The 14,450-nt window shown below is 41.2% G+C and carries 15 protein-coding genes; 7 read left to right on the top strand and 8 right to left on the bottom strand.

All coding sequences use genetic code 11. The annotated features are described in order from the left end of the window. Window positions 1-72 precede the first annotated feature (72 nt). From CKV81_RS01555 to CKV81_RS01525, 7 genes are all read left to right on the top strand, one after another. The gene (locus tag CKV81_RS01555; protein WP_258454448.1) at window positions 73-1,221 is read left to right on the top strand and encodes a class I SAM-dependent methyltransferase; all 1,149 of its coding nucleotides are present in this window, start codon (window positions 73-75) and stop codon (window positions 1,219-1,221) included. Window positions 1,222-1,316: 95 nt separating this feature from the next. After that, window positions 1,317-1,967, top strand: a complete 651-nt coding sequence (locus CKV81_RS01550; RefSeq protein ID WP_095069747.1) for an OmpA family protein — start codon at window positions 1,317-1,319, stop codon at window positions 1,965-1,967. Window positions 1,968-2,054: 87 nt separating this feature from the next. Next, window positions 2,055-3,437 carry a dipeptidase gene (locus tag CKV81_RS01545; protein ID WP_095069745.1) on the top strand — a complete coding sequence of 461 codons (1,383 nt, stop codon included), beginning with the start codon at window positions 2,055-2,057 and terminating at the stop codon, window positions 3,435-3,437. 60 nt (window positions 3,438-3,497) lie between these two features. Further along, the gene (locus CKV81_RS01540) at window positions 3,498-4,205 is read left to right on the top strand and encodes an SDR family oxidoreductase (RefSeq protein ID WP_095069743.1); all 708 of its coding nucleotides are present in this window, start codon (window positions 3,498-3,500) and stop codon (window positions 4,203-4,205) included. Window positions 4,206-4,313: 108 nt separating this feature from the next. Then, a complete protein-coding gene (locus tag CKV81_RS01535; protein WP_095069741.1) occupies window positions 4,314-5,060 on the top strand; it encodes an electron transfer flavoprotein subunit beta/FixA family protein in 747 nt (248 codons plus the stop codon). A gap of 75 nt (window positions 5,061-5,135) precedes the next feature. Beyond that, window positions 5,136-6,083: an electron transfer flavoprotein subunit alpha/FixB family protein gene (locus CKV81_RS01530; RefSeq protein ID WP_095069739.1), complete on the top strand. Its 948-nt coding sequence runs from the start codon at window positions 5,136-5,138 to the stop codon at window positions 6,081-6,083. A 109-nt stretch (window positions 6,084-6,192) separates the two neighbouring features. Next, complete coding sequence (locus CKV81_RS01525; RefSeq protein WP_095069737.1) at window positions 6,193-6,531, top strand: hypothetical protein; 339 nt, start codon at window positions 6,193-6,195, stop codon at window positions 6,529-6,531. Between the two features lie 160 nt (window positions 6,532-6,691). Here CKV81_RS01525 and CKV81_RS01520 read toward each other — a convergent pair whose 3' ends face one another. The 8 genes from CKV81_RS01520 to CKV81_RS01485 form a co-directional block, all read right to left on the bottom strand. Beyond that, a complete protein-coding gene (locus tag CKV81_RS01520) occupies window positions 6,692-7,189 on the bottom strand; it encodes a tetratricopeptide repeat protein (RefSeq protein WP_095069735.1) in 498 nt (165 codons plus the stop codon). A 104-nt stretch (window positions 7,190-7,293) separates the two neighbouring features. Then, the gene (locus CKV81_RS01515) at window positions 7,294-9,696 is read right to left on the bottom strand and encodes an alpha/beta hydrolase family protein (protein ID WP_095069733.1); all 2,403 of its coding nucleotides are present in this window, start codon (window positions 9,694-9,696) and stop codon (window positions 7,294-7,296) included. A gap of 84 nt (window positions 9,697-9,780) precedes the next feature. Then, a complete protein-coding gene (locus tag CKV81_RS01510) occupies window positions 9,781-10,209 on the bottom strand; it encodes a DoxX family protein (protein ID WP_095069731.1) in 429 nt (142 codons plus the stop codon). 52 nt (window positions 10,210-10,261) lie between these two features. Beyond that, window positions 10,262-11,143, bottom strand: a complete 882-nt coding sequence (gene era / locus CKV81_RS01505; protein WP_095069729.1) for a GTPase Era — start codon at window positions 11,141-11,143, stop codon at window positions 10,262-10,264. Between the two features lie 61 nt (window positions 11,144-11,204). Further along, the gene (locus CKV81_RS01500) at window positions 11,205-11,972 is read right to left on the bottom strand and encodes a class I SAM-dependent methyltransferase (protein ID WP_095069725.1); all 768 of its coding nucleotides are present in this window, start codon (window positions 11,970-11,972) and stop codon (window positions 11,205-11,207) included. A gap of 123 nt (window positions 11,973-12,095) precedes the next feature. After that, window positions 12,096-12,905, bottom strand: a complete 810-nt coding sequence (map, locus tag CKV81_RS01495) for a type I methionyl aminopeptidase (RefSeq protein ID WP_095069720.1) — start codon at window positions 12,903-12,905, stop codon at window positions 12,096-12,098. 7 nt (window positions 12,906-12,912) lie between these two features. Beyond that, window positions 12,913-13,344, bottom strand: a complete 432-nt coding sequence (locus CKV81_RS01490; protein WP_095074131.1) for a BT0820 family HAD-type phosphatase — start codon at window positions 13,342-13,344, stop codon at window positions 12,913-12,915. A gap of 89 nt (window positions 13,345-13,433) precedes the next feature. Then, window positions 13,434-14,411: an acyl-ACP desaturase gene (locus CKV81_RS01485; RefSeq protein ID WP_095069715.1), complete on the bottom strand. Its 978-nt coding sequence runs from the start codon at window positions 14,409-14,411 to the stop codon at window positions 13,434-13,436. Between the last annotated feature and the right edge of the window lie 39 nt (window positions 14,412-14,450).

The raw sequence follows: 14,450 nt of genomic DNA, 5'->3' as shown, positions 1-14,450 counted from the left end.
TCAGGTTATTATAAATCTCAAAAATGTAAAAATTAAAAAAGTCAAATTAGGCTGTGTAAATCCGTGTATTCTGTGGGAAACATTTTAAACAAAGATATCCAGGACTTTATCAATGCAAATCTAACTACGGATTTGCATTCTTTGTTACTGAAAAAATCGGCGTTTCCGGATGTTACAATGCACGAAATTGTACAGCAGATCAAAGGCCGGCAGGTGGCCGCAAAAAAGTTTCCATTTCTTCTAAGAGAGCACATCATTTTCCCGCCAAATCTCAATCTGGAACAGACATCTTCGCAGGCTACTGCAGAATATAAAGCCAGGAGTTTGAGGGGAAATTCATTCCTCGACCTTACTACAGGATTTGGAATTGATGCCTACTTTTTGTCGCAGAATTTTGATGATGTAACGTTGGTTGAACAAAATTCCGAACTGATTGAAACCGTAAAACATAACTGGAATATTTTAGGCAGAAAAGCAACCTTCTTCAATCAGAATTTAGAGGATTTTTTAAAGGAAAATAAGAAAGCGTTTGATGTGGTTTATATGGATCCTGCACGGCGCGACCTGAACAGAAATAAAGTTTTCCTTTTAGAAGACCTTTCGCCGAACCTGCTGGAAATACAGGATGAATTACTGAAAATTTCCAGTCAGACTATCATCAAGCTTTCACCTTTAATTGATTTAAAGTATTTGATCTCGGTTTTGGAAAATATTTCAAAAATCGAGATCATTGCTGTGAAAAACGAGGTCAAGGAAGTCCTGATTTACATGGACTCAAAACAGAATTCGGCCAAAATTCTGTGCAGATGCATTAACCTCGAAAGTGGGGATTCACCATTTGAATTTTTTTTTGGTGATGAAGAATCAGCTGCGGCAATCTATTCCGAGCCTGAAAAATACCTTTATATTCCCGGAAATGCAGTTTTGAAGTCGGGAGCTTTCAATTTAATTTCAGAAAGATTTAATATTAAAAAACTTCATCCGAATACCCATCTTTACACTTCAAATGAATTTGTTGAAGATTTCCCCGGAAGAGTTTTAGAAACCGAAGCTGTGGGTCCCAAATCGGTTAAAAAAGGCGAGCAGTATAACATCATCTCAAAAAATTATCCTTTAAAACCTGAAGACATCAAGAAAAAATATAAACTGAAAGACGGCGGAGCACAATATCTGATTTTTACCCAGTCACAAAAAGGGAAAATCATTTTAAAATCAAAATAATTTTTGCCAAAACTGCAATATTTCTTAATTTTGAACCATTATAGAAAAACTTAAGTGCCACGGCACTTTTTACTTTGAAAAATAGAAATTTACATATGAGAAAAGTAATTTTAGGATTTGCGGCAGCAGCTTTGGTTTTGAGCTGTAAAAAAGTTCCAAAAGGCGGAAACAGCGGAGTTTTGAAAATGGAGGAAGGCGTAGAAAGATACGACAGCCACGAAGTAAGAGCCGGTGAGCACGCCGGCACAGCAACAGCGCATGGTGCTGAAAAAAAATCCGTAGAAGTAGATGTGAACGGGACTAAACTAAAAGCTTACGAAGGCGGTTTGGAGCAAAAGCTTGTAAGCTATCTTTCAACAGATGCTTACAAAAATGCAGCTGATGACGCAGCACTGAAAGATACCTGGTACAATTTCGACAATGTAAATTTCAAAATGGGATCTACAAATCAGTTAGAGGCAGGTTCTGCGGAGCAGTTGGCAAACCTTGCAGCGATTCTTAAGGCTTATCCGGATGCTAAAATCAGAGTTGGGGGTTATACCGACAAAACCGGTGACGAGGCCACTAACATGAAAATTTCTCAGGGCCGTGCAGATTTCATAAAAGCTGAACTGGCCAAAGCTGGCGTAGGTTCCCAGGTTTTGGGTGCTGAAGGTTACGGGAGCAAATTTGCTACAGTAGCTGCAACAGCTTCTGATGCTGAAAGAGCTGTTGACAGAAAAATGGCCGTAAGGTTCACAAAATAAGTTTTAATAAAGCCTAAATACACGAAATATCTTGCAACCGCAGGGCATTTTTTTTAATTTTACGGAATTAGACTAAATTTTTTAGAAATGCAGGATACGTTAAATTACATTCAGGAAAACAAACAGCGCTATGTAGATGAACTTTTTGAATTGCTGAAGATTGCCTCAATAAGTGCAGATCCCGCTTACAATCAGGATGTTTTGGATTGTGCGGAGAAAGTTGCAGAACACCTGAAAAACTCTGGTGCCGACCAGGTGGAAGTTTGTGAAACTGATGGATACCCGATTGTTTATGGTGAAAAAATCATCAATCCGGACCTTCCGACGGTTCTGGTTTATGGGCACTACGATGTGCAGCCGCCGGATCCGTTGGATTTATGGAAAAAACCGCCTTTTGAACCTTATATTGAAAAAACTGAACTTCATCCGGAAGGAGCCATTTTTGCCAGAGGTTCGGCTGATGACAAAGGGCAGTTCTTCATGCACATCAAAGCCTTTGAAGCGATGATGAAAACCAATGCGTTGCCCTGCAACGTGAAATTTATTATTGAGGGTGAGGAAGAGGTTGGATCAAAAAGCCTGGAAGGTTTTGTAAAAAACAATACAGAAAAATTGGCTTGTGACTGCATTCTGATTTCAGATACGCATATCTACAGCCGCGAGCAACCGACGGTAACTACTGGCCTGCGCGGTTTGAGTTATGTGGAAGTTGAAGTGGAAGGCCCGAACCGCGACCTGCATTCAGGTTTGTATGGCGGTGCAGTTCCGAACCCGATTCACGTGCTTTCCAGAATGATTGCAAAACTGATTGATGAAGACGGCAGAATTACTGTAGACGGATTCTACGACAACGTTTTGGTGGTTTCCGAAGAGGAAAGAGCCGAAATGAACAAGCTGAAAGATAACCCGGAGGAGTTCAAGAAATCAATCGGACTCGAAGGTGTAGAAGGGGAGAAGGGTTATACAGCACTGGAACGCACGTCGATCCGCCCAACGCTCGACTGCAACGGAATTTGGGGCGGCTACACCGGCGAAGGTGCCAAAACCGTGATTCCATCAAAAGCATTTGCAAAAATTTCGATGCGTCTGGTACCTTATCAAACTCCTGATGAGATCACCGAAAAATTCAAAAATTATTTCGAAAAGATTGCTCCGGACAACGTTCGTGTTAAAGTAACGCCACACCACGGTGGTATGCCTTATGTATTGCCAAGTGATACCAAAGAATATCTGGCCGCAAAAAAAGCCATGGAAACAGCTTTCGGAAAAGAAGTTTTACCGTACAGAAGCGGCGGAAGTATTCCGATTACAGCGATGTTTGAGCAGGTTCTCGGCGCAAAATCAGTATTGATGGGCTTTGGTTTGGATTCTGACGCGATACACTCGCCAAATGAACATTACGGACTTTTCAATTTCTTTAAAGGCATTGAAAGTATTCCGCTTTTTTTTGAGAATTACGCTAAAGGTTAAAAATATATTAAAACCATACAAAACGCTTCTGCAAAGGGGCGTTTTTTGTATTTTTAAAAAATGGAAAATAAAGTTATTTATATCACCGGGGGTACCAAGGGAATTGGTTTTGGTATTGCCGAAATTCTACTTAAAAACGGTTATTTTGTGGCCATCAGCGGTAGAAAGGATGAGGATGTCAAGAGAGCAGAAAGCCAGCTTTCTGAAATATCACCTAATGTTTTGGGCGTTGTTTCCAATGTTAAAAATTATAATGACGAGGAAAATGCGGTTAAGCAAATCATTGATAAATTCGGAAAATTAGACGGCGTTATCGCCAATGCCGGACTCGGAATTTTCAAACCCGTCGATGAACTGTCGGCAGAGGAATGGAATGACATGATCGACACCAATCTTACAGGTGTTTTCTATACACTGAAAGCTTCAGTGGATGAGCTTAAAAAATCTGAAGGTTATTATATCACGATTTCAAGTTTGGCCGGAGCCAATTTCTTTGAAAGAGGTTCGGGTTACAATGCCACCAAATTTGGCGTCGTAGGTTTTACACAGGCCGCAATGATTGACCTTAGAAAATATAATATTAAAGTCTGCACCATCATGCCGGGTTCAGTGGCCACGAATTTCAACGGAAATGTGCCGTCCGAAAAAGATGCCTGGAAAATTCAGCCGGAAGATATGGGCAACCTGGTTCTGGACATTTTAAGGATGAACCCGAGGGTTTTACCAAGCAAAATAGAGTTTCGTGCGACAAGGCCCGACATTAAATAAGCTGTTTTCAACCTAATGCATTGAATAATAATTATTTAATATACTATGCATGCATAATACTTTTTTTTCTTATTTTAGCGAGACTTAAAGAAATAATTAATTATAGATATGAAAATATTAGTTTGTATCAGTAGTGTTCCCGATACTACTTCTAAAATCAACTTTACGGCAGACAAATCTGCGTTTGATAAAAACGGAATCCAGTGGGTGATCAATCCATTGGATGAATTTGCTTTGACTAAAGCGGTTAACCTGCAGGCTTCACAGGGGGCAACGGTAACAGTTTTGAATGTTGGCGGCGCTGAAAATGAAGCCGTGATCAGAAAGGCACTTGCAATGGGCGCAAACGATGCGGTGCGTGTAAACGTTGAACCAAAAGACTCGTTCTCTACAGCTAAAGAAATCGCTGCTGTAGCACAAAATGGGGGTTATGATTTGATCCTTTGCGGTAAAGAATCGATCGATTACAATGGTGGTGCAGTGCCGGGAATGGTGGCACAATTGCTGAACCAGCCTTTCGTGAACGCTTCAGTAGGTCTGGAAATTAATGGAAGCGAGGCTACCGCCGTAAGAGAAATCGAAGGAGGCAAAGAAACTATTTCTGTAAAATTACCTGCTGTAATCGCCGGACAGAAAGGTTTGGTGGATGAAAAAGAACTGATCATCCCAAATATGAGAGGGATCATGACAGCGAGAACAAAACCGTTAAACGTGGTAGAGCCTACATCATCTGAAGTGAAAGTTCAGAGCGTTTCTTTCGACGCTGTTCCGCCAAGAGCAGCTGTGAAAATGGTTTCTGCAGACAATCTGGATGAGCTGGTAAGATTACTTCACGAAGAAGCAAAAGTGATCTAAGCTAACAGACATCCGTCAAAAGCTTGAAGAAATCTTTAAACTTTAAACAAAATTCAACTTTAAACAAAAATTAAAATGGCAGTATTCGTATACGCAGAAAATATAAACGGAGTCTATAAGAAAGCGGCTTTCGAGGCGGTTTCTTATGCTAAAGCAATCGCAGACCAAAAGGGTGACACTGTGACTGCAGTTTCCATCAACCCGACAGATTCTCCAGATTTACTTTACAAATATGGCGCTACAAACGTCATCAATGTAAAAGATGAAGGCCTTAAGAACTTCAGTGCCAAAGCTTATGCGCAGGCAGTGAACGAAGTGGCAAATGCTGATATCATCGTATTTCCGCACACTACAGACGCTTCTTCGGTGGCGCCGATGCTGGCTGTGCAGAAAAATTATTCGCTGATCACCAACGTGATCGCAGCACCGGAAAGCCTTTCGCCGTTTCAGGTTAAAAGAAGAGCTTTCTCAGGAAAAGGCTTTATGCATGCAAAAGCGGAAGGAGAGGGCGTCATCGTAACGGTTTCTCAGAACGCTTTCGGAGTAAAGGAAAACCCTGTTTCCGGTTCTGAAGAAGTGAAGGATCTGGCAGTAGCTAATGAAGATACTAAGGTGCTTTCACACGAGCAGTCGTCTGGAAAACTTGACCTTAAGGAGGCAGAAATCGTAGTATCTGCAGGCCGTGGAATGAAGGGCCCTGAAAACTGGGGAGTTATCGAAGATTTAGCAAACACTTTAGGTGCAGCCACAGCATGTTCAAAACCGGTTTCAGACATCGGCTGGAGACCGCACACCGAACACGTAGGACAGACCGGTAAAGCAATTGCACCAAATCTTTATATCGCCGTTGGTATTTCCGGTGCAATTCAGCATTTGGCGGGGGTAAATTCCTCTAAAACAATTGTGGTGATCAACAGTGATCCGGAAGCACCTTTCTTCAAATCAGCAGATTACGGTGTTGTGGGCGATGCGCTGCAGATTGTGCCGGCTTTGAATGAAAAGATCAAGGCTTTTAAAGGTTAACATAATATAATTATCATTGAAATCCGGAGCAGCTGTTCCGGATTTTTTATTTATTATTTTCCCGGTTCTTTAAATATATTATTAACTTAAAAACTATAATTTAGCCTTTATGAAAATCAAGGCTGCGTTTATAATTTTATTTTTTCTCACCGGTTGCCAGGGCAAATTTGAAAGCAAGCTCACAGATCCGGACTCGGTCTGGCTGTATGCTATTAAAGATGCTTCAAACAACAACAAGGAGAAAACGATGCAGCTTAAATTTTATAGCAACGGAATTGCAGACGAAGCCGATACAGATTTTGTTAATTTCAAATGGTCATACAATCCGGTAACAAAAACCTTCAGCATCAACAGTCAGGATTTTGATATCGTCGGAGAAAATGCCCAAACGATCTATCTGAAGCATAAAAAGACCGGCTTTAACGCCCGGCTGAGCAAAATCAAATAAAAATCCTATAATTTATATTATGTTAAATAGGATATTTCTGCGGCCATTAAAAGTTTTAATTTAATAAAGGATTGCCTAATCGCTGACAATCCCCTATAAAATTTGTTTACGTACAGGTTTCTCAATATGGTTTCTCTCCAGAAGTCTGATATCGAAAACTTTATAGATTGAGGATCTCCAGTTTTTGCCGGCACCTCAAAATGGCTTCTTTGGCTTTCTCCAGCAATGGACTGTCGTAAAGTGTCAGCGCATATTCCTTATATTTTTCAATCGCTTTTTCGTACTGTTTGGTGTCTTCATACATATATGCCCATTCGCGCGCGAGGCTGTTTTTGCTCACGTCTGCAACGTTTTCCGCTTTCTGAAGGATTTGCTCGAGGTCATAATATCTTTTTTGCTCAGATAAAAGATAGGCGTAATTGAGATATGTAGCACCATAATCCGGAACGCTCGCCAGTGCATGTTTATAATGGTTTTCTGCCGTGACAGGATCATTTTCCTTTACTTTTGCAATCCATCCCAGATGGTTATGAGCTTTACCATAGTTCGGATCTTCCTCAAGAATGCTGTTCAAAACAGATTTGCTTTCTTCTATCAAATCCTTTGCAATCAGTTCATCAGCCCTTTGAAATTCTGTGTCTAAATAGTGTTCGTTCATCACAATGGTTTTATTTGTGTCAAAATTAAAAGAAAAATGCTTTATTTTGAGTTAAAGGTTTATTAAAAAAGCTTCCCGAAACAAGGAAGCTTTCTTTGATTTAATTATTTTTTAAGGCACTTGTCAAGGAACTGTTCCTGTTCCCAAAGCGTGTGCAAAATGCTTTCTTTAGCGGCATAACCGTGAGATTCTTTCGGCAGCAGTACCATTCTTACCGGAGCGCCAAGGTTTTTCAGCGCTTGGAAATAACGCTCGGTCTGTAAGGTAAATGTACCGGGATTATTATCGGCATCACCGTGAATCAACAGCAAAGGTTTTTTCATTTTATTGGCATTCATAAATGGCGACATCGTGTTGTAAACTTCCGGCACATCCCAATAATTTCTCTGCTCACTCTGGAATCCGAACGGCGTCAAAGTCCTGTTGTAAGCCCCACTTCGTGCAATTCCGCAGGCAAAATCATTTCCGTGAGTCAATAAATTGGCCGTCATAAACGCTCCGTAAGAGTGGCCGCCAACTGCAACCCGGTTTCTGTCGATGTAGCCAAGTTTATCTACCGCATCTATGGCTGCTCTTCCGTTGGCAATCAACTGTGGAACAAAGGAATCGTTCGGCTCTGTCTTACCCTCACCAATGATCGGGAAAGCCGCATCATCAAGCACAGCATAACCTTTCGTGACCCAATAAATGAATGATCCATAACTTGGGAAGGTAAAATCATTGGGATTATGAGTAGTCATTCCGGCGGTGTTTTTGTCTTTATATTCCGCAGGATACGCCCAGATCAGCAACGGTAATTTCTCTTTTTTAGCCTTTCTGTCGTAGTTTGCAGGCAGATATAGAGTTCCCGTGAGCTCTACTCCATCGTTTCTTTTGTACTTGATAACCTCTTTGTACACATTCCCCAAACTTGCAAACGGATTGCTGAAGTTGGTTACCGGGGTAGCTTTTCCGGTCTTTATATTTCGTTTAAATGTGTTTGGATACTGGTTTGCTGACTGCTGGCTAACCAAAATGTCCCCTTTATTTACATCTAAAATATCAATGATGTTTTCTTTAGCACCCTTTAGATTTGAGGTGTAAAGACGTTTTTTTGTTAAAGTTTTCAGATCCTGCTCATCAATGAAAGGTTTCTGTCCGTCTTTGGTATAACCTTCACCAATCAGATACGCTTTTCCGTTTTTTACATCGATCACATTTCTGCCGTATTGGTTTCTTGTACGGTTAAAACTTCCCGGATCGCTGTAAACATCCTGATAATTGCGGTCCTCCAGCACTTTTGAGGTGCCGTTATTCAAATCAATTAAAAAAGATTTTGTATTTCTCGTGTCATACCAACTTTCCGACACCACTGCGTAATTAGAATTGGACCATTCTGTACCGGCGAATCTCTGTTTGGTTTTGAAAAAAGACTGTGGTGCATTATTGAAAGGCGCATCCCAGGTGAAAATTTCATCCCGATATTCTGCATTTTTATACTGATCTCCCCCATCCAAAGCTTCCGCATAAACCAAAGTGGCAGGTTTATCATCTCTCCAGGTCATACTTCTTTTTCCTAATCTTACGGATGAGAAACCTTTAGGCATTATTTCATTCAATGGTACATCGTTTACCGGTTTCACCAGATTCATATTACTGTCGTAAACCTCAGAAACCATTGGGAATCTGCTTAACGGTACGATGTAGGAAAACGGTTTTTTAATCGTCGTAAGCATCACGTAATTACCGTCTGGCGAGAAGCTCACTCCGGCATAGATGTCTGCATCTTTCAGCTTTGTTTGGGTTCCGTTCAGGGAAACTTTGTAAAGTTCTGCTTTGGTGAGGGTTTCAAAATTGGCTTCATCCTGCGGATTTTTCAGTAAGTCCTGATAGGTTCTGTTTTGTGAAACCTTACCGTCAGCGGTAGAAACAATCGGTCCGGTTGGTAAATCTTTTGCGGAATCAATCAGTTTTGGACGGTTGGAAGGCAGAACTTTCACCAGCAGATTTTGTGAATCCCTGTACCAAACATAGGGTGATCCGAGATTGGCGTTCAGATTGTCCTGCGTTATTTTTTTTGCGGTAGCAGTTGCTAAATCTACAGTCCACAGTTCTACACCTTTTGAAGTGGTATGGGTAAACGCAAGTTTTTTCTCATTGGGAGAAAGTCCGATATTGGTGATTTTTGCGTTTGCCGGCAATCCTTTTACCTGAACTTCATTCTTCTCATTTATTTTTCTGATCTTCAGGTTGTTCACATAACTTACTGTGCTTGAAATATTCGTCACCGGATTTACGCGGATTCCGCCCAGCTTCATTTCATCCTGATTGAGCTCGTCAAGGGTTTTGTAGGTATTTCTGTACGAAAAGATCAGCCATTCTTTCTTGCTGTCCAAAAAAACGGAAGGTGGCCGCTCGTAATCAGCCAGTTTCAGGATTTCTGCCGAAGGTTTTTGGTAAGAAATGTTTTCCTGTGCTTCGGCAAAACCAAGAAATGCCAAAAGCACCATTGTAATTTTAACTCTCATAATATTCTGATTTCTGACGAAAATACTGAATTAAAACGAGAAAAGCAGCAAAACTGCTGCTTTTAAGATATTTTTGAGTCATTTTTACCAGCGGGATTCCCGGCGTTTGCTTATCATTCCGTCCACAGAATATTTCCCCGGTCCAAAAGCAAAAATCATGATGTAATTCGCCAGATATAGGAGACTCATTTCCCTGTCGCCAAAAGCATCCGCACCGTGCACCACCAATCCGGCAACAGCCATGGTAATCATCAGAAAAAGCACTGCCCAGCGTGTGAAGAGCCCCAGAATAATAAAAATTGAACAGATAAATTCAGCAAAAACAGCAAGGAAAAGAGAATTTTGTGCACCCAATCCCAGAAAATCAAAAAACTCGATTTCTTTGTCTCCTACCAGTTTCATAAGTTTGGGAAAACCGTGTGAAATCATAGCAAAACCAACAAAAATCCTGACTACAAAAAGTACAATATCGTTGATGACAGGACTGCTTTTTATGGAGGTGAAATAATTCATAATATTAAAATAAAATAAAATTAAAAGAAGAAACCAAAACCGCTTACAGAGGCTATCTGTAACCGAAATTTTTCAGATCCCGCTCATTTTTCCGCCAGTCTTTCTTTACTTTTACGAAAAGGTTCAGGTGAATTTTTTTAGCAAAGAATTTTTCTAAATCTATTCTGGCTTCCGTGCCCACTTTCTTGATCGCTTCGCCTTTATGCCCGATGATAATCCCTTTCTGCGTATCGCGTTCTACATAAATAATGGAATCGATGAAAATAATGCCTTCTTTTTCCTTAAACTGCTCGGTTACCACTTCTACAGAGTACGGAATTTCTTTTTCGTAATTCAGAAGAATTTTCTCTCGAATGGCCTCATTTACAAAGAAACGTTCAGGTTTGTCAGTATACTGATCTTTATCGTAATATGGCGGATTTTCAGGCAGCAGAGATTTTAGTTTCGGCAAAATGACATCGGTGTTGAAGCCATTCAGTGCCGAAATAGGAAGGATTTCAGCCTTCGGAATTTTTTCGTGCCAAAATTCCATGATCTTTTCCAGTTCTTCCTGGTTGGAAAGGTCAATTTTATTTACCAGTATCAGCACCGGAACAGGGATTTTATTCAGTTTTTCCACCAGGAATCCGTTCGGTTCAGATTTATCCGAAGCATCGACGATAAAAAGAAAAACATCCGCATCCTGCAGGGAATCCTTTACAAATTCCATCATTTTTTCCTGCAGCCCGTACTTCGGATCCAGTACTCCCGGGGTATCCGAGAACACAATCTGCAGGTCATCTTCATTATAGATTCCGAAAATACGGTGTCTGGTGGTTTGTGCTTTTTGTGTCACGATTGCGAGTTTCTCACCCATTAGCTGATTGAGAAGCGTGGATTTACCGGCGTTGGGTTTGCCGAGGATATTTACGAAACCGGCCTTATGCGTATTCAAAATATTAAATTTAGGAATGCAAAGTTAAGAAATTTTGTACACCCCAATTCCGGATGGATTTTCAGCGTTTTTTTACTACCGGCAAAATCTCATTTTCATTCAATCCAAAACGTTTCATTTCCTCTTTTGAAAATCTTTGGGAATAAAAGTTGGCTTCCACCTCAAATCCGGCTTTCCTCAATCTGTCAAAATAGTCCATGCCGTACCAGCGCACGTGATCGTACTGCCCGAAGTGTTTTTGCCTTTCTTTCGGATCATTAATCGTAAAATCTTCGTAAGTTTTTTCTAGCATATTTTTCATCGGAACCTGAAAGATCCCCCAACCGTCTTTTTTCATCACCCGGTAAAGCTCCCCCATGGCTTTCGCATCATCTTCAATATGTTCCAAAACGTGATTGCAGAACACCACATCAAACGATTCATCCGCGAAAGGCAGATCCAAAATATTGGCTTTTACATCTACAATCGGGGAAGATAAATCGGCAGAAGTGTAATCCAAATTCTTCATCTTCCTGAATTTTCGCAAGAATTCCTGTTCCGGAGCGATGTGAAGAACCTTATAATTTTTGCTGAAGAAATCGGTTTCGTTCTGAAGGTAAAGCCACATCTGCCGGTGGCGCTCCAAACTTAATGTTCCTGGTGAAAGTGCATTCTCACGCTGTTTGCCATAACCGTAAGGCAAAAATTTCCGGTAAGATTTCCCGTCAATAGGATCTGTGAATTTATTACCTTTAAAAAGAAGATAAATCACAGGCCTCGCCCAAATGCTTAACCTGATGAGTAAAGGCCGCGGAATGCTGTTTAAGAGTAGCTTGGCTATTTTCTTCATAAATCAGACTCAAAAATAGAAAAATTTGAGGAGTTAATGATTTAAGTGCGCTTAATGTTTTATCTAAAGCCAAAAGTTGGGCATAAAAAAACGGGCTGTTGCCCGTCTAAATTTTTTCAAGATTTAAAATTCCAGAGTAAAGGGAGCTTCCTCATCGCTTACGATACCGAGGGCTTCATAAATATATTTAAAAGTGGAAAGCAAAACCGGTTTGCCGCCTATAATACACACATTGTGCTCAAAATGAGCAGACGGTGAATTATCTTTTGAAGTTACCGTCCAACCGTCGGAATGAAACTTTACTTCATGCGTTCCAAGGTTGATCATCGGTTCAATGGCGAGGGCTATGCCGTCTTTCAGGACTTTCCCGCTGCCTTTTTTGCCGTAGTTTGGAACTTGTGGGTCTTCGTGCATTTTTCTACCAAGCCCATGACCTACCAGTTCGCGCACAACCCCATAGCCGTGAGCTTCGCAGTAAGTCTGAATGGCATTCGAGATGTCTCCAACCCTTTTGCCGCGAACGCACTGTTCGATACCTTTATAAAGAGATTCTTTGGTAACTTTTAAAAGCTTTTTTACTTCCGGAGCCACTTCACCCACTTCAAATGAATACGCGTGGTCGCCGTAGAAGCCGTTCATATAAACGCCGCAGTCCACAGAAAGTATGTCACCTTCCACCAACGGTTTATCATTGGGAATGCCGTGCACTACTTCCGCGTTGGGCGAAATACACAAATTTTTGGGAAAACCGTACATTCCGAGAAATGCAGGCTCGCCACCGTTATCACGAATGAATTCAGCGGCTATTTTATCGATATGGTTGGTTGTTACTCCCGGTTTGATTTCTTTGGCAACAAGGCCTAAGGTTTTGGAAACCAGCTGTGCGCTTTGTTTCATCAGACGGAGTTCGTCAAGAGATTTTAAGTGTATCATTTTAGTTTTACCAGAAAAGGCCTTTTTTCTTTTCTTTCTTTAGTTTTGAATAGGCTAAAACTTCGCCGCCTTCTACACGGAATTCTATTTTTTCGTTGATGATATTGTAGATTTCGCCCCAGCCCGGAAACCCGCCGAGATTTCTGTCATCGATAAACAAATCTGCATCAATCTTTCTTGAAGCACCTTCTGAATCAAAAATTTCGCCTTCAAAACTGGAATTTACCGCATAAAATTCCACCCCGTTTTTCCTGCAGAATTCCACGGCTTCCTGAAGGGACTGTCCGTGTCGATATGTCCATAGAATCAGCCTGTATCCTTCGCTCTGAAGTTTTTTAAGGGTTTCAAACGCAAATGTTTTGGCTTTACCGATCCCGGGATATGCATCATCTACGATGGTTCCGTCGAAATCTATTGCCAGTTTTTTATTGCTCTTCATCATAATTTTTAAAATTTTGCGATTTGCAAAGATAAAAAAAAGAGCCGTACCATTGCCGATACGACTCCCTTAATAGTAATCCTTAAAATTTAGCTTTTTATCCATTTGAACTGATATTCCTGATCTGGCGTCGCAATTCTGTCGGTGAGCCGCTGCAGCCTTGCCGGCAGTTTCATCAGGTATTCCTGAGCTCTCTGCGCAGTTTCAGTAAGACCGGAAATGTGTTCGATGTTCCAGTCTGCCAGCAGTTCCTTTAAAATATCGATATAATCCTGGGCGGTGTACACCATACATCTTTGGGCAGCATCCGAAAAGTGAGACCACAGTTCTCCTGCCTTTTGTCCGCTTTCGCGCAGCATATGCGCGGGCATTACGATTTTTTTCTTCATCATATCTTCAAAAGCCAGCATCATTTCAGACGGATCGAGTTCAAAAATCCGGGTGATGAAATGTTTATAGGCTTTTGCGTGGCGGGCCTCATCGGCGGCAATTACAGCGCACATTTTTGCCAGTTTTTTATCACCGTGCTGTTTGGCAAAAGTTCCTACCCGACGGTGAGAAATATTGGTTGCCGTCTCCTGAAAACTGGTGTACACGAAATTACGGTAGGGATCCATCGATGTTCCGAGATCAAACCCATCCTGAATAAGATACTGTGTGGTAATCTCCACTTCGCGCATATTCACCCGCCCGCAGAGATAGAGGTATTTGTTAAGCAAATCGCCATGCCGGTTTTCTTCGGCAGTCCAGCAACGTACCCATTTGCTCCAGTTGCCGCCTTCTTCCTGCTCCACACCGTCGATCCCCATAATCCAGCTTTCGTAGCTGGGCAAAGCTTCTTCGGTAATGCAGTCGCCGATTAAGGTTACGAACAGATCATAATCCATATCCTGCGCGAAATGCTGAAGTTCCTGGAGCTCATGTTTGAAATCATCAGACGCAGCATCCGGAAGAAAATCAGACGGTTGCCATATTTTTTCTACCGGTGTAAGGTAATTATCTATAAATAAATTTACTTCCCTGCTCAAAGTTTTCATCACTTCAAGCCTCACGAGTTTGTTGTACATGCTCTTTTTTTATTATTTCACAAAGGTAATTTTTAAATA

The sequence above is a fragment of the Chryseobacterium taklimakanense genome (assembly GCF_900187185.1).
GTDB lineage: Bacteria > Bacteroidota > Bacteroidia > Flavobacteriales > Weeksellaceae > Planobacterium > Planobacterium taklimakanense.
The sequence above is the reverse complement of the archived record's forward strand: the minus strand, read 5'-3'. Positions and strand labels throughout refer to the sequence as shown.

Excerpts from the sequence above, each read along its gene's own strand:
- CKV81_RS01550 (WP_095069747.1), top strand. The coding sequence starts at position 1,317 with ATGAGAAAAGTAATTTTAGGATTTGCGGCAGCAGCTTTGGTTTTGAGC.
- CKV81_RS01545 (WP_095069745.1), top strand. The coding sequence starts at position 2,055 with ATGCAGGATACGTTAAATTACATTCAGGAAAACAAACAGCGCTATGTA.
- CKV81_RS01540 (WP_095069743.1), top strand. The coding sequence starts at position 3,498 with ATGGAAAATAAAGTTATTTATATCACCGGGGGTACCAAGGGAATTGGT.
- CKV81_RS01535 (WP_095069741.1), top strand. The coding sequence starts at position 4,314 with ATGAAAATATTAGTTTGTATCAGTAGTGTTCCCGATACTACTTCTAAA.
- CKV81_RS01530 (WP_095069739.1), top strand. The coding sequence starts at position 5,136 with ATGGCAGTATTCGTATACGCAGAAAATATAAACGGAGTCTATAAGAAA.
- CKV81_RS01525 (WP_095069737.1), top strand. The coding sequence starts at position 6,193 with ATGAAAATCAAGGCTGCGTTTATAATTTTATTTTTTCTCACCGGTTGC.
- CKV81_RS01520 (WP_095069735.1), bottom strand. The coding sequence starts at position 7,189 with ATGAACGAACACTATTTAGACACAGAATTTCAAAGGGCTGATGAACTG.
- CKV81_RS01515 (WP_095069733.1), bottom strand. The coding sequence starts at position 9,696 with ATGAGAGTTAAAATTACAATGGTGCTTTTGGCATTTCTTGGTTTTGCC.
- CKV81_RS01510 (WP_095069731.1), bottom strand. The coding sequence starts at position 10,209 with ATGAATTATTTCACCTCCATAAAAAGCAGTCCTGTCATCAACGATATT.
- CKV81_RS01500 (WP_095069725.1), bottom strand. The coding sequence starts at position 11,972 with ATGAAGAAAATAGCCAAGCTACTCTTAAACAGCATTCCGCGGCCTTTA.
- map (WP_095069720.1), bottom strand. The coding sequence starts at position 12,905 with ATGATACACTTAAAATCTCTTGACGAACTCCGTCTGATGAAACAAAGC.
- CKV81_RS01490 (WP_095074131.1), bottom strand. The coding sequence starts at position 13,344 with ATGAAGAGCAATAAAAAACTGGCAATAGATTTCGACGGAACCATCGTA.
- CKV81_RS01485 (WP_095069715.1), bottom strand. The coding sequence starts at position 14,411 with ATGTACAACAAACTCGTGAGGCTTGAAGTGATGAAAACTTTGAGCAGG.